Source organism: Mesorhizobium sp. LCM 4576 (assembly GCF_001854815.1).
In the GTDB taxonomy this organism is placed as follows: Bacteria; Pseudomonadota; Alphaproteobacteria; order Rhizobiales; family Rhizobiaceae; genus Mesorhizobium; species Mesorhizobium plurifarium.
The window spans coordinates 93,698-113,250 of sequence record NZ_MDDT01000057.1 but is presented as its reverse complement, the minus strand read 5'-3'; the positions used below and the strand labels follow the sequence as shown (position 1 = coordinate 113,250).

The 19,553-nt window shown below is 63.3% G+C and carries 20 protein-coding genes; 14 read left to right on the top strand and 6 right to left on the bottom strand.

Features of this window, described 5'->3' with window-relative positions:
* Positions 1 to 57 precede the first annotated feature (57 nt).
* A complete protein-coding gene (locus tag LCM4576_RS26305; protein WP_071035408.1) occupies positions 58 to 1,011 on the bottom strand; it encodes a LysR family transcriptional regulator in 954 nt (317 codons plus the stop codon).
* A 125-nt stretch (positions 1,012 to 1,136) separates the two neighbouring features.
* Between LCM4576_RS26305 and LCM4576_RS26300 the strand changes: the two genes are divergently transcribed.
* Complete coding sequence (locus LCM4576_RS26300; protein WP_071035874.1) at positions 1,137 to 2,795, top strand: ABC transporter substrate-binding protein; 1,659 nt, start codon at positions 1,137 to 1,139, stop codon at positions 2,793 to 2,795.
* Positions 2,796 to 3,001: 206 nt separating this feature from the next.
* Complete coding sequence (locus tag LCM4576_RS26295) at positions 3,002 to 3,799, top strand: DUF427 domain-containing protein (protein ID WP_320411883.1); 798 nt, start codon at positions 3,002 to 3,004, stop codon at positions 3,797 to 3,799.
* Positions 3,800 to 3,883: 84 nt separating this feature from the next.
* On the opposite strand, the gene LCM4576_RS26290 is transcribed toward LCM4576_RS26295, so the two are convergent.
* On the bottom strand, positions 3,884 to 5,242 hold the full coding sequence (locus LCM4576_RS26290) for an NAD(P)-binding domain-containing protein (RefSeq protein WP_071035406.1): 1,359 nt from the start codon (positions 5,240 to 5,242) through the stop codon (positions 3,884 to 3,886).
* A 258-nt stretch (positions 5,243 to 5,500) separates the two neighbouring features.
* Between LCM4576_RS26290 and LCM4576_RS26285 the strand changes: the two genes are divergently transcribed.
* Positions 5,501 to 6,223 (top strand): XRE family transcriptional regulator, encoded by a 723-nt coding sequence (locus tag LCM4576_RS26285; protein WP_071035405.1) that lies wholly within the window; start codon positions 5,501 to 5,503, stop codon positions 6,221 to 6,223.
* A 169-nt stretch (positions 6,224 to 6,392) separates the two neighbouring features.
* Here the strand turns inward: LCM4576_RS26285 and LCM4576_RS26280 are convergent, their stop codons facing one another.
* Genes LCM4576_RS26280 through LCM4576_RS26265 form a run of 4 tightly spaced genes read right to left on the bottom strand, consistent with a single transcriptional unit; the run spans position 6,393 to position 10,175 of the window.
* Entirely contained in the window at positions 6,393 to 7,433 is a 1,041-nt protein-coding gene (locus LCM4576_RS26280) for a DUF3445 domain-containing protein (RefSeq protein WP_071035404.1), read from the bottom strand.
* A 9-nt stretch (positions 7,434 to 7,442) separates the two neighbouring features.
* Entirely contained in the window at positions 7,443 to 8,408 is a 966-nt protein-coding gene (locus tag LCM4576_RS26275; RefSeq protein WP_071035403.1) for a PDR/VanB family oxidoreductase, read from the bottom strand.
* Entirely contained in the window at positions 8,405 to 9,001 is a 597-nt protein-coding gene (locus LCM4576_RS26270) for a dimethylamine monooxygenase subunit DmmA family protein (protein WP_071035402.1), read from the bottom strand. The genes LCM4576_RS26275 and LCM4576_RS26270 overlap by 4 nt, the downstream gene beginning before the upstream one ends.
* Positions 9,002 to 9,041: 40 nt before the next feature.
* Positions 9,042 to 10,175 (bottom strand): aminomethyltransferase family protein, encoded by a 1,134-nt coding sequence (locus LCM4576_RS26265; protein ID WP_071035401.1) that lies wholly within the window; start codon positions 10,173 to 10,175, stop codon positions 9,042 to 9,044.
* 295 nt (positions 10,176 to 10,470) lie between these two features.
* On the opposite strand from LCM4576_RS26265, the gene LCM4576_RS26260 reads away from it, so the two are divergent.
* The 11 genes from LCM4576_RS26260 to LCM4576_RS26215 all read left to right on the top strand — a co-directional run bounded on the left by LCM4576_RS26260 (position 10,471) and on the right by LCM4576_RS26215 (position 19,517).
* On the top strand, positions 10,471 to 10,758 hold the full coding sequence (locus LCM4576_RS26260) for a hypothetical protein (RefSeq protein WP_071035400.1): 288 nt from the start codon (positions 10,471 to 10,473) through the stop codon (positions 10,756 to 10,758).
* Positions 10,759 to 10,768: 10 nt separating this feature from the next.
* Positions 10,769 to 11,146, top strand: coding sequence for a hypothetical protein (locus tag LCM4576_RS26255; protein WP_071035399.1), 378 nt, complete (start codon positions 10,769 to 10,771; stop codon positions 11,144 to 11,146).
* Between the two features lie 36 nt (positions 11,147 to 11,182).
* On the top strand, positions 11,183 to 11,344 hold the full coding sequence (locus LCM4576_RS36045) for a hypothetical protein (RefSeq protein ID WP_116398013.1): 162 nt from the start codon (positions 11,183 to 11,185) through the stop codon (positions 11,342 to 11,344).
* Between the two features lie 14 nt (positions 11,345 to 11,358).
* Positions 11,359 to 12,765, top strand: a complete 1,407-nt coding sequence (locus tag LCM4576_RS26250) for an APC family permease (protein WP_071035398.1) — start codon at positions 11,359 to 11,361, stop codon at positions 12,763 to 12,765.
* Between the two features lie 46 nt (positions 12,766 to 12,811).
* The gene (locus LCM4576_RS26245) at positions 12,812 to 13,501 is read left to right on the top strand and encodes a hypothetical protein (RefSeq protein ID WP_071035397.1); all 690 of its coding nucleotides are present in this window, start codon (positions 12,812 to 12,814) and stop codon (positions 13,499 to 13,501) included.
* Positions 13,498 to 13,827, top strand: coding sequence for a hypothetical protein (locus LCM4576_RS26240; RefSeq protein WP_071035396.1), 330 nt, complete (start codon positions 13,498 to 13,500; stop codon positions 13,825 to 13,827). Before LCM4576_RS26245 ends, LCM4576_RS26240 begins: the two co-directional genes overlap by 4 nt.
* Before the next feature lie 84 nt (positions 13,828 to 13,911).
* Entirely contained in the window at positions 13,912 to 14,808 is an 897-nt protein-coding gene (locus LCM4576_RS26235; protein WP_071035395.1) for a glutamine amidotransferase family protein, read from the top strand.
* A 4-nt stretch (positions 14,809 to 14,812) separates the two neighbouring features.
* A complete protein-coding gene (locus LCM4576_RS26230) occupies positions 14,813 to 15,544 on the top strand; it encodes a GXGXG domain-containing protein (RefSeq protein WP_071035394.1) in 732 nt (243 codons plus the stop codon).
* Between the two features lie 8 nt (positions 15,545 to 15,552).
* Positions 15,553 to 16,881, top strand: a complete 1,329-nt coding sequence (locus LCM4576_RS26225) for an FMN-binding glutamate synthase family protein (protein ID WP_071035393.1) — start codon at positions 15,553 to 15,555, stop codon at positions 16,879 to 16,881.
* A 36-nt stretch (positions 16,882 to 16,917) separates the two neighbouring features.
* The gene (glnT, locus tag LCM4576_RS26220; protein WP_071035392.1) at positions 16,918 to 18,225 is read left to right on the top strand and encodes a type III glutamate--ammonia ligase; all 1,308 of its coding nucleotides are present in this window, start codon (positions 16,918 to 16,920) and stop codon (positions 18,223 to 18,225) included.
* Between the two features lie 38 nt (positions 18,226 to 18,263).
* On the top strand, positions 18,264 to 19,517 hold the full coding sequence (locus tag LCM4576_RS26215) for a sarcosine oxidase subunit beta family protein (RefSeq protein WP_071035391.1): 1,254 nt from the start codon (positions 18,264 to 18,266) through the stop codon (positions 19,515 to 19,517).
* Positions 19,518 to 19,553: the final 36 nt, after the last annotated feature.

The window sequence follows — 19,553 nt, the reverse complement described above, 5'->3', positions numbered from 1 at the left end:
GCGATCAGAACGCTGCCACGCTAAAGCGCGTCGCGATTTGTCAGATCGCGACGCGCTTTAGATTTTTTGATTACGCATGTCTTTATCCTGAAACCGGTGCCCACTTTCAGGAGACATGCTTGCCATACTAAAGGCGCGGTCGCTTTCCGCAAAAGCCTGATCGCTCGACAGGTGCCTGGCGAGCGTACGCAGCCCCGTGAGCGCAACGTCCAGCGCATCGGAAGATGCGGGGTTCTCCGGATAGGCAAGATAGATCGGGCGCTGGAACACCGGCGTGTCCTCGACGCGCTTCAGTTCGCCGCGCTCGATATGGGTGCTGACCGCGCTCAACGGCAGATAGGCGGCCGCCTTCTGCGACAGGACGTGCTGCAGGCCGATGAACACGAGCCCGGCCGAGATCGCCGGCTTCACCATGCCGGCAAAGGCGCGATCGTGCTCGATGCGGAACTCCAGACCCCAGTCCATCAGGATATAGTTTTGCGTCCACGGCCCGGACTGCGCCGTGTGCTGGACGAGAACCACCTGATCGACGGCCAGCGTTTCATAGACGATGCCGGGATGCGGCTTGGGCAGATAGAGGATGCAGATGTCGAGCAGGCCCTCGGCGATCTGGTCGACCGCCAGATCGGGGAAGCTGCCCTCCAGCCTGAGCGCCACGTTCGGCCGCTTCGCGCGCATCCAGTCGATCCAGGGCGAGGTGATGCTGTCCCAGAGATAGGCGGGCGCGGTGAGCCTGAGYAGCGTTTCGTAGCCATCGGGAACGGCGATGTCCTGGCGCGATTGCTCCCAGGTGCGGGTGATCGTCGAGGCATGCGGCAGGAACTGCCGGCCGGCCGGCGTCAACGTGACGCCATCGCTGTCACGGACGAAAAGCTTGCGCCCCAACTGCTCCTCCAGGCCGCGGATGCGCGCGCTGACGGTCGACTGGGCAAGGTTCAGGCGGCTCGCCGCGACGGTGAAGCTGCCATGCGCCGCGACCTCCAGGAAACTGCGCAGATTCTCGGTATCCATCACCCCTGCCCTCAAAACCACCGCCATCGAAATTTCCGATGGCCGCAATCAAAAAATATCGCTTTGCGGTCGCGGTCAACAGTGACCAGAATGCAAAGCCCCCGCGACAAACAGGGAATGCCGCCATGCCGAAGCATTTCAGGACGATCGACACCGCCCGCAAGACCCTCGGCGCAATCGAAAATTCCGCTATCGACGAATTGCTCGCCGGCAGGATCGGCCGCCGCGAATTCCTGCGCCATGGCAGCGTGCTCGGCCTGTCGCTGCCCTTCCTTGGCGGCATAGCCTCGGCCGTCGGCCTTGGTGTTCCGCAAGCGCGCGCCGAAGGCAAGCCCGGCGGCACGGTGCGTGCCGGTGTCGCCGTGCCTGGCGGCGCCATCGATCCGGTCACCTTCTATGATAGCGGCAGCTACCAGCTCGCCTTCCAGACGTCCGAGTTCCTGTGCGTGACGCAGCCCGACCTGACGCTGAAGCCGGTGCTCGCCGAAAGCTGGTCGCCCAATGCCGACGGCAGCGTGTGGACCTTCAAGCTGCGCAAGGGCGTGAAATTCCACAATGGCGAGGACTTCAAGGCCGACGACGTCGTGGCGACCTTCGACCGCCTCGCCGATCCGAACGGCCCGTCCAACGCGCTGTCGGTGTTCAAGGGCCTGCTGTCGAAAGGCAGCACGCGCAAGGTCGACGACCACACGGTCGAATTCCATCTCGACGCGCCGAACGGCAGCTTCCCCTATTCGGTGTCGATCGACAATTACAACGCCGTCATCCTGCCGGCGAGCTACAAGGGCGACTACGAGAAGACATTCGRAGGCACCGGGCCGTTCCGGCTCGAAAGCTACACGCCGAAGGTCGGCGCGAACTTCGTGCGCAATCCCGACTATTGGGGCGAGAAGGCGCTGCCCGACCGGCTCGAGTTCAAATTCTATGCCGACGTGCAGCCGCGGATTCTGGCACTGCAGGCGGGCGAGGTCGACGTCCTCGACGCGATCCCGCTCGACGTCAGCCAGGTAGTGCTCGGCAATCCGGACATCACCGTGCTGCGCGTCGCCTCGACCGCGCATCGCCAGCTCCATATGCGCTGCGACATGGCGCCCTTCACCGACAAGCGCGTGCGCCAGGCGCTGGCCTTGTGCATCGACCGCTCGCAACTGGTCGACGGTCTCTGTCGCGGCATGGCGGCCACCGGCAATGACAGCCCGTTCGCTCCCGCCTTCCCGGTCACCGACAAGTCGGTGCCGCAGCGCACCAAGGACCTCACCAAGGCCAAGCAGCTGATGGAGGCGGCGGGCCTGGCCAACGGCTTCGACATGACGCTGACGACGCTGCGCTATTCCGACATCCCCGGATACGCGCAGCTCTTCCAGAACTTCGCCAAGGAAATCGGYGCGCGCATCTCGCTCAACATCGAAGACCAGGACAAATATTACGGCAAGGCGGTGTTCGGCCAGTCGGACTGGCTGGACAGCCCGCTCGGCATCACCGACTACGCGCATCGCAGCGTGCCGAACGTGTTCCTGAAAAGCCCGCTGGTCAGCGACGGTCCGTGGAACGCGGCGCATTTCAAGAACGCGACCTATGACGGGATGGTCAACAGCTATCTCAAGGCGCTCGACCTCGACTCCCAGCGCAAGGCCGCTTCCGACATCCAGAAACTGCTGCTGGACGAGACGCCYGTGATCTTCAGCTATTTCCCCGACCTCCTGGTGCCGGTGCGCAAGAATGTCAGCGGCCTGCCGCCGATCGCCGCCGGCCTGCTGCTCGATCGTGTATCGGTGACGTCATGACTACGGTTGCGCGAAAGAACCCGAGCCGGACGATTTCGGGTCGGACCGACCAGAAATCGTCTGGCTCTCCAATCAAAGAGATGGAGCATGATGYCGTCCGAAAACCGCTTCACACTTTTCGGCATCATGCTCTAGTGGCAAACGACGAGAAGAGGACGACGACCATTCGCAAACCCCATCTGCGCGGCCGCGGGCCGCATTTCCCRATCCTCGACAATATCGTGCAGTACGAGTTCGAACCGGGCTACGTCGCCTTCACCATGCCCTCGCCCAAGCGGATCAGGGTGCAGGTCGGGCCGATGATCGTCGCCGACACCACGAAGGYGCTGGTGTTCCAGGAAAGCGATCACCTGCCGGTCTACTATTTCCCGATGAGCGACATGCGCGAGGAGTTCCTGCTGCCGAGCAAGACAACGACGGAAGACCCGTTCAAGGGCGTCGCCACGCATTATTCCTTGAACACCGGCATCACGCTGGTCGAGGACGGCGCCTGGCGATACCTCAACCCCGTCAAGGGCTGCCCGCCGATCCAGGACTACATCTCCTTCTACTGGCCGAAGATGACCCATTGGTATGAAGAGGACGAAGAGATCTTCGTCCATGCCCGCGACCCGTTCCGCCGTGTCGACTGCCTGCCCTCCTCGCGGCGCGTACAGGTCATCCTCGACGGCGAGCAGGTGGCCGATTCACGGCGCGGCGTGTTCCTGTTCGAGACTGGACATCCGGTGCGCCACTATCTGCCGATATCGGATACCAGGCTCGATATGTTTTCGCCCAGCCGCTACATCTCGCGCTGCCCCTACAAGGGCATCTCCAACTACTACCATGTGACGACGCCCAAGAAGCGTCACGAGAACCTCGTCTGGTACTATCCAGAGCCGGTGCACGAGGCCGAGCGCATCAAGGGCCTCGTGTGCTTCCACCACGAGCTGGTCGACAAGATCCTGGTCGACGGGGTGGAGATCCCGAAGGAAGCGACGGCAGCGTCGGACGGGTATTTCTGAGCGCAAGCTCAAAACGATCAAGGGGCAGTCCGGCATATCGCCGAGCTGCCCTTTCTGTTTGTGGCTATGCTGGAATGGCGAGAACTACTCGGCCGCCACGCCCTTYACCTCGAGATAGCTCTCCATCGAATCGTCCAGCGCCTGCAGCCACGGCGTATGGTGGACCGGCGCCATGGTGCCGGTCATCAGCGAGYGGTAGGCGTTGTCGCGGAAGGTCATGATGTTTTCCATCTTGTGGTGCTCCCACTCCATGAAGGTGCGGTTGACCGCCTCGACGTCGAAGCCCGGATAGTCGGTCTGGTCCATCAGCTCCTTGGTGTAATCGCCCTGGAACCAGATCATCTGCTCGGCATCCTCCAGCGTCTCTTCGCGGGCGCGCCACTTGGCGCTGTGCTCGGCCATCGCCTCGGCCGACGGCAGCTTGATGCGACCCATGATGACGTCGCGCGCGTACCAGGCCTGCGCGTCGAACATGTTGAAGGTGTAGAACTGGTCCTGCATGCCGATGTAGAACAGCTTCGGATTCTTCTCCCAGACGACGCCTTCGTAGAGATCGAGCGGCCACATGCGGTTGGYGGTCTTGAGCTTGAGGTCGTCGGTCAGGAAGGGGAAGGCGTGCAGGTAGCCGGTGCACAGGATGATGGCGTCGACATCCTTGGTGGTGCCGTCCTTGAAATGCGCCGTCTTGCCGACGACCTTCTGCAGCAGCGGCACTTCCTTCCAGTTCTCCGGCCATTTGAAGCCCATCGGCTTTGAGCGGTAGCTGGAGGTGATCGATTTCGCCCCGTATTTGTAGCACTGCGAACCGATATCCTCGGCCGAATAGGAGCGGCCGATGATCAGAATGTCCTTGCCCTTGAACTCCATCGCATCGCGGAAATCGTGGCTGTGCAGGATGCGGYCGTTGAAGGTGGCAAAGCCCTCGAAATACGGCACGTTGGGCACCGAGAAATGGCCGGAAGCGACGACGACGTTGTCGAACTCTTCCGAGTAGGTGACGTCGTTGGTGCGGTCATGCGCGGTGACGGTGAACTTCCCGGTCTCGTCCGAATAGGTCACCATGCGCACCGGGCTGTTGAAGCGCACCCATTCGCGCACGCCGGATTTCTCGACCCGGCCTTTGATGTAATCCCAGAGCACGGCGCGCGGCGGATAGGAGGCGATCGGCCGGCCGAAATGCTCCTCGAAGGTGTAGTCGGCGAATTCGAGGCATTCCTTTGGGCCGTTCGACCACAGATAGCGGTACATCGAGCCGTGCACCGGGTCGCCATGCTCGTCGAGGCCGGTGCGCCAGGTGTAGTTCCACAGGCCGCCCCAGTCGGACTGCTTCTCGAAGCAGACGATTTCCGGGATCTCGGCGCCCTTGTCGGCGGCCGACTTGAAGGCCCGAAGCTGCGCCAGACCGGACGGTCCGGCGCCGATGACGGCAACACGAGATTTCATTGCAGGCCTCCTCTTTTTTGATTTCCCCAGCGAAACAAATTTCACTGACAGTGACAGTAATTAGGTCTTCGGTGCTGTCAACAAACATCTGCGGCAACGGCGTTTGCGTGAAACGGTTTTTCTGAGCAAAGGCGGCGGCCATCACGTTCAGGCCGGCGCGCCCGCGACATCCAGYGGCTTGCCGTGGTGGTTGCGCTTCCGTATCGCCACCGAATATGTTCACCTTGAGTGAAATAAATCCGCGGATTCGGGGGCGACATGGCGAACAAGACTTCTGACACAAAGCCCGCCGCTGCGGCCGCCAAGGCCAAGGCGCCGCCGAAACGCGTTTCGGCCGACGGGCGGACGATCCGCACGCCGCTGACACAGGACCCGCACGCCATTCGCGACACGCGCGAAAAGGTGCTCGAAGTGGCGATCGGCCATGAGGTGCGGGCCTTCCGCAAGAAGCTCGGCATCACCGTCGCCGATCTCGCCGCGGCGACAGACATTTCGCTCGGCATGCTGTCGAAGATCGAGAACGGCATCACCTCGCCGTCGTTGACGACGCTGCAGGCGCTGTCGCGGGCGCTGGGCGTTCCGGTGACCGCCTTCTTCCGGCGTTTCGAGGAAGAGCACAGCGCCGTCTTCGTCAAGGCGGGTGAAGGCGTCGATGTCGAGCGGCGCGGAACCCGCGCCGGCCATCAGTACAATCTGCTCGGCCATATCGGCGCCAACACCAGCGGCGTCGTCGTCGAGCCCTATCTCATCACGCTGACCGAGAATTCGGACGTGTTCCCGACCTTCCAGCACGCCGGCATGGAGTTCCTCTACATGCTCGAGGGCGAGGTCGTTTACCGGCACGGCAACAATCTCTATCCGATGAAGCCGGGCGACAGCCTGTTCTTCGACGCCGACGCGCCGCACGGACCGGAAGAGCTGACGCAGCTGCCGATGCGGTATCTGTCGATCATCTGCTATCCGCAGAACAGCGCAGGGTGATTGGACCRCCGCAGCCCCTCACCCGGATTGCCAAGGCCGAATTGCAAGAGCAATTCGGGGCAATCCGACCTCTCCCCCAGGGGAGAGGAGATCGTCGGCGCCGGCGCCTACTTCTTCTCCCCTCGGGGAGAAGGTGGCCGCGAAGCGGCCGGATGAGGGGGAGTCCCCCCTAATCCGGCCCAAACCCTGGACTCGTCGCACTCCCGTCATCGAGCTTCGACAGCCACTCCACCAGCGTCGGCCGATACCGCGTCAGGCCCTTGTAGGTGGCGAGTTCTTCCGGCAGGTCGCGGATGACGCGGTGCAGGCGGCGCGCCCATTTCGGCTGCGTGACCAATTCGTCCATCTTGATCAGGTAGCAGCGGATCGGGAAGACGATGGCGTTGGAGCGCGGCAGTCRCCAGAAGCTTTGCAGTTCGACGCGCAGATGCACCTTCTGGCCGACATTCTCCGGCGTGACGGTGGCGCGGTCCGGACCCCATTTGTGATAATTCTCGGGGCTGGTGTCGAGGCGCGGATTGATCGTCATCGTCCAGTTGAGACGCCGGGCCGGCTTGCCCTGCTGGATGTTGGTGAGGAATTTCAACGCGCGGGTGAAGATGCCCTTCTCATGCGCCAGCGGCACCGGCGCGTGCCATTCGAAGAAATTCATGCCGATGTCGAAATCGAGCGACCAGTCGGCCTGGGTGGTGACCATGCCGGCATCCATCCACAGATTGCCGTCGCGCTGGTCGAGGATGYAGAAATCGCCCTGGCTCTGGYGGGTGATGTATTCCATCGGGCCATAGGGCAGCGTCGAGGTGTCGCCGAAGGTGAAGGTGTCGTCTATGCCGAGCGGCCGGTTTATCCAGCGCCAGCGGTCGCCGTTCCGCTCCAGCGTGAAATGCTCGGGATAGCCAAGCGCCTGCTGCTCCATCAGAAGCTCGAGCAGGTCCCATCCGGCCAAGGTCATGTGCGGCAGCGACTGGCAGCGCAGCGGATCCTCGGCCAGCACCAGCGCGCGGTCCTGCATCTCGGCGACATAGTGCTCGTCGACGTCGATCAGGTTTTCGAGAACGCTGCCCTTCGGGCCGACGACATGCGGCTCGATGTTGACCGCGTACATGTAGGCGTCTTCGTTGAACGGGARGGGAAAGCGCCTGATGTGCTCCGGGCTGTTCCTGAAGGTGTAGTCGTCGCGGAAAGTTTCCTTGCGAAAGGTGATGCCCATTGACGCCTCCTATCTTTCCAGGACCAGCGACTTGCCCTCGAAGCGCGAGACGCAAGGCATGATCTTGCAGCCGGAACGGTGGTCTTCCTCGCTCAGCCAGTGATCGTTGTGGATGAACTTGCCATCGGAGGAAATGACATTGGTCTCGCATTGGCCGCAGACGCCGCCGCGGCACAGATAAGGCGGGTCGACGCCGGCGGCCTCGATCGCCTCGAGCAGGCTCTGCTGCTCGCCGACGCGGATCGTCTTGCCGCTGACGGCCAAGGTCACGTCGAAAGGCGCGCCGGGCTGGGGCGCCGCGAAATGCTCGAAATGCACGGTCTCCGGCGGCCAGCCGAGGCTAGCGGCGCGATCGCGCACCCAGTTGATCATGCCGGCCGGACCGCAGACATAGAGATGCGTGCCGAGCGGTTGCGAGGACAAAAGCTTATCGAGATCGATGCGCTCCTCGCGGTCGTCGTGATAGAGCCTGACCCGGTTGCCGTAGCGCTGCTRCAAGACATCGGCATAGGTGCCGAGCGAAGCCGTGCGGCAGGTGTAATGCAATTCGAAATTGCCGCCGGCGCCGGCGAGCTGCGATGTCTGCGCCATGAACGGCGTGATGCCGATGYCGCCGGCCAGCATCAGGTGTTTCTTGGCTCTCAGATCCAGCGAGAACAAATTGACCGGATAGCTGATCACCATCTCCAGGCCGGGCTTGACCTGCCGGTGCATGAACAGCGAGCCGCCGCGGCCGACATCGTCGCGCCGCACCGAGATCGTGTATTCGCGCGTGTCGAGCGGCGAGCCCATCAGCGAATAGGGATTGAGCCGGGTGCGGTCGCCGTCGCGCATTTCGACCACGACATGGGCGCCGCCGGAAAAGGTCGGCAGCAGTCCGCCGTCGCGGCGGCGGAAATGGAAGCGCGTGACGAGCTCATTGACAGGGACGACGTCGCTGACGACGACGTCGAGCTTGGTGGTACCGGTGCTCATGGGAAGGCCTCCTCCATCGGAGGAATCTCGGAGCGATCCTCGGCGTTTATACAGACGCCCTGGAAGGCGGCGAGCCGGCGCGAATAGTGATCGCGCACCAGAAGCAGCAGGCCGCAATGCGAGCAGAGCGCCGGCTGCGTGGTCACATTCTCGGTGATGCCCTTGCAGTGCACGCATTGCACGCGGCGCGCCAGCGAGCCGCGATGCTCGGTTTGCATCGAGGTGTGGTCGATGCCGGCTTCGAGCGCCGCCTGCATGGCCTGGCCGATCAGGCCCTCGGTGCCGGCAAGATAGAGGCGCAACCCCATATGGGCGTTGGTCAGAGTTTGCCTCAGCCGCGGCAAGAGGCTGGCGAAGGACGGCGCGATATGGAGCTGCGCCGGCTTCAGCGCTTCGAGGGCGGCGACGTGCTTGCCCTCAGGCCCCGGAATGAAGACGATCTCGGCGCCGTCGAAAAAGCCGGGCAGCGCCTTGCCGGCCATGTCAGTGATCGCCAGCGCGCCTTCAGCGTCGGCGATGAAGAGATGGTGCTTACCCGGCTGCGGAGAGAGCGTTCCGTAGAGGGGCCGGCTGATGATCGTCTTGGCTGCCATTCGTCCTTCGTATCCTAGATCCCCTCCCCGTGATGATGCCTCAGCCCTTTGCCGTGCGCTTGGTCTTTTTCGGATCGTCGAACGGCAGCGGTTGYGCCGTCGCCTTGATCGAGCCACTCCTGTTGCGGATCTCGAGCTTGGTGTCCTTGACGGCGCAATCGACATCGAGGCGGGCGATGCCCATCGATTTCTCGACCAGCGGCGAATACATGGCGCAGGTTACCACGCCGACCTTTTTGCCGTCGCGGTAGACGGGCGCGCCCTCGTCGGCCGGCTCCTTGCCGTCGAGCAGCACGCCATAGATCTTGAAGCGTTCCTTGCCCTTCAGCCGGTAGYGTTCTTCAGCGCCGCGGAAGCCGGTCTTGCCGGGGCTGACGGTGAAGTCGAGGCCAAGCTCCCACAGCGTGTCGCCAGGGCCTTCGTTCTCGAACGGATATTTCTGCGAATTGTCGTAGGGGTAGAAGAGCAGGTAGCTCTCGACGCGCAGCATGTCGAGCGTGGTGAAGCGGCAAGGAATGATGCCGGCGCTCTTGCCCTCCTCGAGGATCCTGTCCCAGATCGTTCCGGCGTCCTGGCCGCGRCAGAAGATCTCGTAGCCGCGCTCGCCGGTGTAGCCGGTGCGCGAGATCATGACGGGCAAGCCGAAGAGCTGCGTCTGCATGTGATGGAAGTAGTTAAGGTCGCGGATGCCGGGCACATGCTTGGCGAGATAGTCGACCGCGGTCGGGCCTTGCAGCGAGAGGTCATGCAGATTGTCGTCGAAGCGCAGCGAGACATCGCGACCCATGGCAGCGCGCTGCAGCTCCTCATGACCGGTGCCGGAGCCGTGCACGACCATCCACGAGTTCGGGCTGATGCGGTAGAGAATGCAGTCGTCGGTGAATTTTCCCGCCTCGTTCAGCATGCAGGCATAGGCCGACTTGCCGGGATAGATCTTCTCCACGTCGCGCGTCGTGGCGAGGTCGATGAGATGCGAGGCGTGCGGCCCGGTGATATGGACCTTCTTCAGGCCGGAGACATCCATCAGCCCGGCCTTGGTGCGGATCGCGATATATTCCTCGTCGGCGTCCTTGTCATAGGTCCAGGCGGTGCCCATGCCGCTCCAGTCCTCGAGCTTCGAGCCGAGCGCGCGATGGCGATCCGCCAGGGTCGAGAATCTCCAGGATGCCGTCATCCGATCGTCCTCCGTGCAATCTAGGTCGCTTTAAGCGGTTGCTGTTCCCTGCTCCTGCTTGGCGGCGGAGCTTGCTCGAATATTGACCGCAAACGGCGAAGCCCTGCAATCCCCTTGAAGCAAATAATTTCATTGTCAGGCAAGTTTCTTGACTGGGAACAAACGGTTTACGATGCGTAAATCCGGCTTGACAATTTCGGGAATCGGGCAGAACTTATGAAAAAAATTTCACTCTGTTGAAAGAGTGGACGCCCGGTCGATTTCGGGGCCGGACGTCGCCAGAAGKGGAAAACCGATGTCCGACCTGCAGCAGCGCATTGAAGCGCTGTACCGTTCCGACGTGCGCGGATCCGTGCTCCTGATCGTTTGCCTGTGGGCGACGATCCTCTTCGTCCTCCTGATGACCTGGACCTACATCCCCGACGGCGGGATCAAGCTCGTGGTGGCGATCGCGGCCGCAGCGGTGCTGATCTTCAACACCGCGGCGATCCTCGCCATGCTCAACCACTACAAGGAAGACAAGGACTTCATCTACGGGCTCGACATCAAGAACGCCGACGCGRCCCGCAACCGTCAATCCTGAGGGAGAAACCATGGCCCGCTATACCCCGCCGGAGCAGAGCAAGGCCGGACAGATCCTYGACATCGCCGTCGTGGTGGTCGCTATCTTCGTGKCGCTGTGGCTGCCGCTGAAGCTCGGCCTCGCCGGAGCGGCCAAGTCGATCGACCCGCTTGATGCCAAGACCTGGGACGCGCTCGGCCAGAACGCCACCATGGCATCGATCTGGGAGAAGCTCGGCTACACGCCGGAGACGGCGCACGACATCATCCAGAATCGCTTCCACTACATCATCGACTGGCCGACGCTGATCATCATGGCGATCGTGCTGATCGCCTATTTCGTCTTCCTGTTCCGCGCCTCCGATAAGGAATATCGCGAGGTCATCAACGAGAAGYTCGACGACAAATAGACCTTCGACGACGACCAATAGTCCGGGGAAAACATCATGTGGATGGGACTGTCTTACGTTTGCTGGGGCATCTCGGCCGTGCTTGCGGCGTGGATGCTCTACGACTGGTTCAAGGTCGACACGACCTATTCCGAGGCCGTGCTGACATCCTCGCGCGAAGGCGAGCTTGAAGCCGTTTCCGAAAAGCACCGGATCTGAGTGGGGACTGAGCAATGACGGCTGCTGTTGATACGGGACAGACGACGACGATCCATGGCGACAGGGTCTCGCTGCTTCGGGTGYTGGGCCCGGCGCATGTCTGGGCGCTGGGCGTCGGCATCGTGCTGGTCGGCGAGTTCACCGGCTGGAATTTCTCCGCCGACAAGGGCGGCGCGCTCGCAGCGCTGATCGTCTGCTGGATCGTCGGACTGCTCTACACATCGGTCGCCATGATCGACTCGGAGGTGACATCCACCGTCGCCGCCGCCGGCGGCCAGTACGCGCAGGCCAAACACATCGTCGGGCCGCTGATGGCCTTCAACGTCGCGCTGTTCCTGGTCTTTGCCTACACCATGCTCGAAGTGTCGGATGCGATCCTGCTTGGCGATACCATCGTCGCCAAGGCAGGCGCCGAAGGACTGACGCATAATTCCTTCATCGCCGCCACCATCGTGGTGCTCGCCTGGCTCAATTATCGCGGCGTGCTGATGACACTCAACGTCAATTTCGTCATCACCGCGATCGCCTATATCTCGATCGTCATCCTGTTCTTCTCCGTCAGCCCATGGACGCAAGGCGCGGTGCTGAAGCTCAACGAGYTGGTCACGCCCGGCAACGCGCTGCCCTATGGCTGGATCGGCGTCATCGCCGCCTTCCAGTTCGGCATCTGGTATTATCTTGGCATCGAGGGCACCACCCAGGCGGCCGAGGAAGTGCGCTCGCCGGCGCGCTCCCTGCCCTACGGCACCATGGCCGGCATGATCACGCTTCTGATCRCCGCGGCGATGACCTGGTATGTCTGCGCCTCGCTGATGCCCTGGGAATATCTCGGCATCACCTATTATCCGCTGTGGGACGCCGGCAAGCTGACCGGCAGCCCGCTGCTCGAAGAACTTCTGTTCGTCGCCACACTGCTGGCAGCACTCGCCTCGRCCAATGGCTGCATCAACRACGCGGCGCGCGCCTGGTTCTCGCTCGGCCGCGACCRCTACCTGCCGAGCTGGTTCTCGGCGGTRCATCCGAGGTATCGCACGCCCTATCGCTCGATCCTGTTCCTGCTGCCGATCGCGCTGGCCTTCGCCTTCATCGCCGACCTCAACCAGGCGATCACCTTCTCGATCCTGTCGGGCGTGCTGCAATACACTTTCATGAGCATCAACATCATGATGTTCCGCAGGAAGTGGCCATTGGGCACGATCCGTCGCGGCTACACGCATCCCTTCCATCCGCTGCCGGCGATCGTGCTGTTCTGCCTGTGYATGGTGACGTTCTTCGCCATCTTCCTCGGCTTCGGCTCGCAGCTGATCGCGATGACGGTGTTCTACTTCCTGATCTCGCTGTGGTTCCACTTCTACCGCTACAAGTTCGTGCGGCGCGGCGACCAGTTCTCCATGCCGTGGCCGAAGCCRCAGGGTTATTGAGTGGAGTGAAGGCCCGCCTGTCGACGGCGGGCCATGGCGTGTCGAAATGTCGGAACTGACATCAGTATTGCTTGCCGGGGCGATCGCATTGGGGGTCGCCGGCCATATTGCCTGGCTGGCGCGCGCCGGCCGCAACAGGGCGAAGGCGGCCTTGGCCGCCGATATGGCGAGCGTCCGCAGCGTCGTTCCCGATGCCGCCGACATTTCCGACGGCACGGCCGGCGTCGTCACCTGGGCCGGCTCCTGGAACGGTCAGCGCGTTCAGCTGCGCACCATCGTCGACACGCTGGCGACGCGAAAGCTGCCGACGCGCTGGCTCAGCGTTTCGATCACCGAGCCGGTCGCGGTGCCGGGTGTCTTCGACATGATGATGCGGCCGAATTCGGCGACGACATTTTCCAATTTCGATCATCTTGCGCACACGCTGCCGAAAGTGCTGGGCTTTCCCGCCGATGCGGTGCTCAAGACGGACCGCAAAGGCGTCGCGTTCCCGCAGGATCTGATCGCCACGCACACCGACATCTTTGCCGAAAGCCGCGCCAAGGAATTGCTGATCACGCCAAAGGGCGTGCGCATCGTGTGGCGGCTGGCCGAGGCCGAGCGCGCGCGCTACGGCGTGTTCCGGCAGGCCGCCTTCGGCGATGCCGGGATCGATCCGGCCTTGATCAAACGGTTGCTCGAGGCGGCCTCGACGCTTCGCCAAGCCATCAACCGGCGCGAAAGGCGGGCGGCATGAGCGACGGAACCGCCACCCCTGCCCCGATAAATCCCTATTTCGTGCTCGGCGCCGCGATCGTTTTGCCGGCAAGCGGCCACGTCATGCTCGGCGTGCCGGYGCGCGGCCTGCAGTTCCTTTTCTTCATGGTGATCCTCGGCTGGATAACGACCAAGATGGCGCCGGCCGACGCCAGCTTCATCGGCCGCCATGCCGGCGGCTTCCTGATCTATGCCTTCTCGATCCTCGACGCCTATCGGCTTGCGCGCATCCGCCATGCGATCTGGGTTCACAAGGCGCGTCCGGACAGCGATAGTGCCGACGGCAATGCGTCGCCCAATATATAACGACAGGAAAATTTCTTTCATACCATTGAATTTGGCAAACTCATTGGGTACATCATCAGAGAGCAAAAAACGCTGGAGGCTGGCATGTGCGGGATCGTCGGACTTTTCTTGAAGGACAAGGCGCTGGAGCCGAAGCTCGGCGCCATGCTGTCGGAGATGCTGGTGTCGCTCAGCGACCGCGGGCCCGACAGCGCCGGCATCGCCATCTACGGCGCGGCCACCGGCAATGAAGCCAAGATCACCGTGCAGTCGCCGAAGCCCGATCGCGATTTCCGCGGCCTCGACGCCGAGCTCGCCAAGGCGATCGGCGCACCGGTGAGCGTCGCGGTCAAGTCCACGCATGCGGTGATCCGGACCACGCCGGACAAGGTCGACGCCGCGCGCGAGACGCTGCAGACGCTCCGGCCCGACATCCGCGTCATGGGCGCTGGCGAGGCGGTGGAGATCTACAAGGAAGTCGGCCTGCCCGAGGCCGTCGTCGAACGCTTCGGCGTGCGCGCGATGACCGGCACGCATGGCATCGGCCACACCCGCATGGCGACGGAATCGGCGGTGACGACGATGGGAGCGCATCCCTTCTCGACCGGCGCCGATCAGTGCCTGGTGCACAATGGCTCGCTCTCCAACCACAACAATGTGCGCCGCGAGCTGATCCGCGACGGCATGACCTTCGAGACCGAGAACGACACGGAAGTGGCGGCCRCCTATCTCTCCAACCGGATGGCGCATGGCAAGAATCTCGGCGAGGCGCTGGAAGGCACGCTCTCCGACCTCGACGGCTTCTTCACCTTCGTCGTCGGCACCAAGAACGGCTTCGGCGTGGTGCGCGACCCGATCGCCTGCAAGCCGGCCGTCATGGCCGAGACCGACCAGTATGTCGCCTTCGGCTYTGAATATCGTGCGCTCACCAAGCTGCCCGGCATAGACAATGCGAGGGTCTGGGAACCGRAGCCCGCAACCGTCTATTTCTGGGAGCATTGAATTCATGCCTGCAACACCCATGCCGAAGGCGCAGCGCGAGCAAGGCCATGCGAGGGTCTTCGACCTCGGCCAACAGTCTTTGCGCGAGCTGAACCAGGCTCTGCACAATCTCGCCCCCGGCTCGAACGAGACGGCCTGGGAAGTGCTCAATCCGAAGGGCAGCCATTCCGTCGCCGTCGGCGTCGACCAGCCGGTCAGCATCGATGTGCGCGGCAGCGTCGGCTATTACTGCGCCGGCATGAATGACGGCGCGACGATCACCGTGCACGGCTCGGCCGGTCCCGGCGTCGGCGAGAACATGATGTCGGGCTCGATCGTCATCAAGGGCGATGCCAGCCAGTATGCCGGCGCCACCGGCCGCGGCGGCCTGCTGGTCATCGAGGGCAACGCCTCGTCGCGCTGCGGCATCTCGATGAAGGGCATCGACATCGTCGTGCGCGGCAATATCGGCCACATGTCAGCCTTCATGGYGCAGTCCGGCAATCTGGTGGTGCTGGGCGATGCTGGCGATGCCTTGGGCGACTCCATCTACGAGGCGCGGCTCTTCGTGCGCGGCAAGGTCGAGAGCCTCGGCGCCGACTGCATCGCCAAGGAGATGCGGCCCGAGCATATCGAACTCTTGCAGGGCCTGCTCGACCGCGCCGGCATCAGCGACGTGAAGCCATCGGAATTCAAGCGCTACGGCTCGGCGCGCAAGCTCTACAATTTCAACATCGACAACGCCGACGCGTATTGAGGACAGAAATGGCCTATCACAATCCTCCGACGACGCCGCGCAAATCCGCGACCTTCGACGACTACACGCTTTCCGAAATCCGCCGCGCGGCCGCGACCGGCATCTATGACATCCGCGGCGCCGGCGCGAAGCGCAAGGTTCCGCATTTCGACGACCTCCTGTTCCTCGGCGCCTCGATCTCGCGTTATCCGCTCGAAGGTTATCGCGAGCGCTGCGACACGAACGTGGTGCTGGGGTCGCGCCACGCCAAGAAGCCGATCGAGCTGAAGATCCCGATCACCATTGCCGGCATGAGCTTCGGCTCGCTCTCCGGCCCCGCCAAGGAGGCGCTCGGGCGCGGCGCCACGCTTTCCGGCACCTCGACCACGACGGGCGACGGCGGCATGACCGAGGAGGAGCGCGGTCATTCCAAGACGCTGGTCTATCAGTACCTGCCCTCGCGCTACGGCATGAACCCGCGCGACCTGCGCCGCGCCGACGCCATCGAGGTGGTCGTCGGCCAGGGCGCCAAGCCCGGCGGCGGCGGCATGCTGCTCGGACAAAAGATTTCCGATCGCGTCGCCGAGATGCGCACGCTGCCCAAGGGAATCGACCAGCGCTCGGCCTCGCGCCATCCCGACTGGACCGGGCCGGACGATCTCGAGATCAAGATCCTCGAACTGCGCGAGATCACCGACTGGGAAAAGCCGATCTATGTCAAGGTCGGCGGCGCCCGCCCCTATTACGACACCGCGCTCGCGGTGAAGGCCGGCGCCGACGTCGTCGTGGTCGACGGCATGCAGGGCGGCACGGCCGCGACCCAGGAAGTGTTCATCGAGAATGTCGGCCAGCCGACGCTTGCCTGCATCAGGCCGGCGGTGCAGGCGCTGCAGGACCTCGGCATGCACCGCAAGGTGCAGCTGATCGTCTCCGGCGGCATCCGCAACGGCGCCGATGTCGCCAAGGCGCTGGCGCTCGGCGTCGAYGCGGTGTCGATCGGCACGGCGGCCCTCGTCGCGCTGGGCGACAACGATCCGCGCTGGGAGGCGGACTACAACGCACTCGGCACCACCGCTGGCGCCTATGACGACTGGCACGAAGGCAAGGACCCGGCCGGCATCACCACCCAGGACCCCGAATTGATGAAGCGGGTCGACCCGATCGCGGCCGGACGGCGGCTGGCGAACTACCTCAAGGTGATGACGCTGGAAGCGCAAACGATTGCCCGCGCCTGCGGCAAGAACAGCCTTCACAATCTCGAGCCCGAGGATCTCGTCGCGCTCTCGATCGAAGCCGCCGCCATGGCCGGCGTGCCTTTGGCCGGCACCAACTGGATACCGGGGAAGAACGGCTTCTAAGACAGACTTCCAAGACCACATAAGCGAGGAACTATAATGGGGAACGATCTCGCCGCATTCGCCAAGGAGAACGGCGTCAAATACTTCATGATCTCCTACACCGACCTGTTCAGCGGGCAGCGCGCCAAGCTGGTGCCGGCGCAGGCGATCGCCGACATGCAGAAGGACGGTGCGGGCTTCGCCGGTTTCGCGACCTGGCTCGACCTGACGCCGGCGCATCCGGACATGCTGGCGGTGCCGGACCCGGATTCGGTCATCCAATTGCCGTGGAAGAAAGACGTCGCCTGGGTGGCCGCCACCTGCGTGATGGACGACAAGCTCGTCGACCAGGCGCCGCGCAACACGCTGAAGCGGGTGATCGACGAAGCCGCCCGCGACGGCATGCATGTCAAGACCGGCGTCGAGGCCGAGTTCTTCCTGATCTCGCCCGACGGCAGCGCCATTTCCGACCAGTACGACACGGCCTCGAAGCCCTGCTATGACCAGCAGGCGGTGATGCGCCGCTATGACGTGATCGCCGAGATTTGCGACCACATGCTGGCGCTTGGTTGGGGCCCGTACCAGAACGATCATGAGGACGCCAACGGCCAGTTCGAGATGAACTGGACCTTCGATCACGCGCTGGCGACCGCGGACAAGCATTCCTTCTTCAAGTTCATGGTCAAGTCGATCGCGGAAAAGCACGGTCTGCGCGCGACGTTCATGCCCAAGCCCTTCCAGGGCCTTACCGGCAATGGCTGCCATGCGCATATCTCGGTGTGGGACGAGACCGGCAGGACCAATGTCTTTGCCGACAATTCGGAAGAGCTCGGCCTGTCCGCCAAGGGCAGGAACTTCCTCGGCGGCATCATGAAGCATGCCTCCGCGCTTGCCGCGATCACCAACCCGACGGTGAATTCCTACAAGCGCATCAACGCGCCGCGCACCATTTCGGGCGCGACCTGGGCGCCGAACACGGTGACCTGGACCGGCAACAACCGCACCCATATGGTGCGCGTGCCCGGACCCGGCCGTTTCGAATTGCGTCTGCCCGACGGCGCCGCCAATCCCTACCTCCTGCAGGCGGTGATCATCGCCGCCGGCCTCGACGGCATCCGCTCCAAGGCCGACCCCGGCAAGCGCTACGACATCGACATGTATCAGTTCGGGCATACGGTGACGGATGCGCCGAAACTGCCGCTCAACCTGCTCGACGCGCTGCGCGAGTTCGACAACGACAAATCGCTCAAGGCGGYGCTGGGTGAGGAATTTTCGTCGGCATACCTAAAGCTGAAGCAGCAGGAATGGAATTCCTATGCTTCGCACTTYACGCAGTGGGAGCGCGACCACACGCTGGATATCTGAAATCCAGCGTTGYGGGTGAGCGGCCTCGGAATGACGCAATGAAATATTCGATCTTCTCGCTCGCCCGCGCCGCTCTTTCCGGCCACAAGAACTGGCAGCCCACCTGGCGCGACGCGGCGCCCAAGGACCGCTACGACGTGGTCATCATCGGCGGCGGCGGGCACGGCCTCGCCACCGCCTGGTTCCTGGCCAGCGAGTTCGGCATCCGCAACGTCGCTGTGTTGGAAAAAGGCTGGATCGGCTCCGGCAATGCCGGTCGCAACACCACCATCATCCGCTCCAATTACGGCCTGCCCGGCAACACCGGCTTCTACGAATTGTCGATGAAGCTGTGGGAGCGGATGGAGCAGGACCTCAATTACAACGCGATGGTCAGCCAGCGCGGCGTCATCAACCTCTACCATTCCGACGCGCAGCGCGACGCCTTCGCCCGGCGCGGCAACACCATGCGCATCAACGGCATCGACGCCGAGTTGCTCGACCAGGCAGCGCTCAGGAAGATGCTGCCGTTCCTGAACTTCGACAACGCACGCTTCCCCGTGCAGGGCGGGCTGCTGCAGCGGCGCGGCGGCACGGCTCGGCATGACGCCGTGGTCTGGGGCTACGCGCATGCGGCGAGCGCGCTCGGCGTCGACATCATCCAAAATTGCGAGGTCACCGGCTTCACGCGCGACGCCAACGGCAAGGTGACCGGCGTCGAGACCTCGCGCGGCAAGATCGGCGCCGGCAAGGTCGGCATGGCGGTGGCGGGTTCTTCCTCGCGTGTCGCGGCGATGGCCGGGCTGCGGCTACCGATCGAAAGCCATGTGCTGCAGGCCTTCGTCTCCGAAGCCATCAAGCCGCTGATCCCCGGTGTCATGACGTTCGGCGCCGGGCATTTCTATGTCAGCCAGTCCGACAAGGGCGGGCTGGTCTTCGGCGGCGACATCGACGGCTACAATTCCTATGCCCAGCGTGGCAATCTGCCAGTGATGGAAGATGTCTGCGAAGGCGGCATGGCGCTGATCCCGATGATCGGCCGCGTGCGGCTGTTGCGCCAGTGGGGCGGCATCATGGACATGTCGATGGACGGCACGCCGATCATCGACAAGAGCCCGGTCGATGGCCTCTACATCAATGCCGGCTGGTGCTATGGCGGCTTCAAGGCGACGCCCGGCTCGGGTTTCGTCTTTGCCCATCTCATCGCCCGCGATCAATCGCACAAGGAGGCAGCCCGCTTCCGCCTCGACCGCTTCCAGCGCGGCGCCATGATCGACGAGAAGGGCCAGGGCGCCCAACCGAACCTCCATTAGGGATAAAGCATGACGTTCTCCAAGAACCGCTTCACA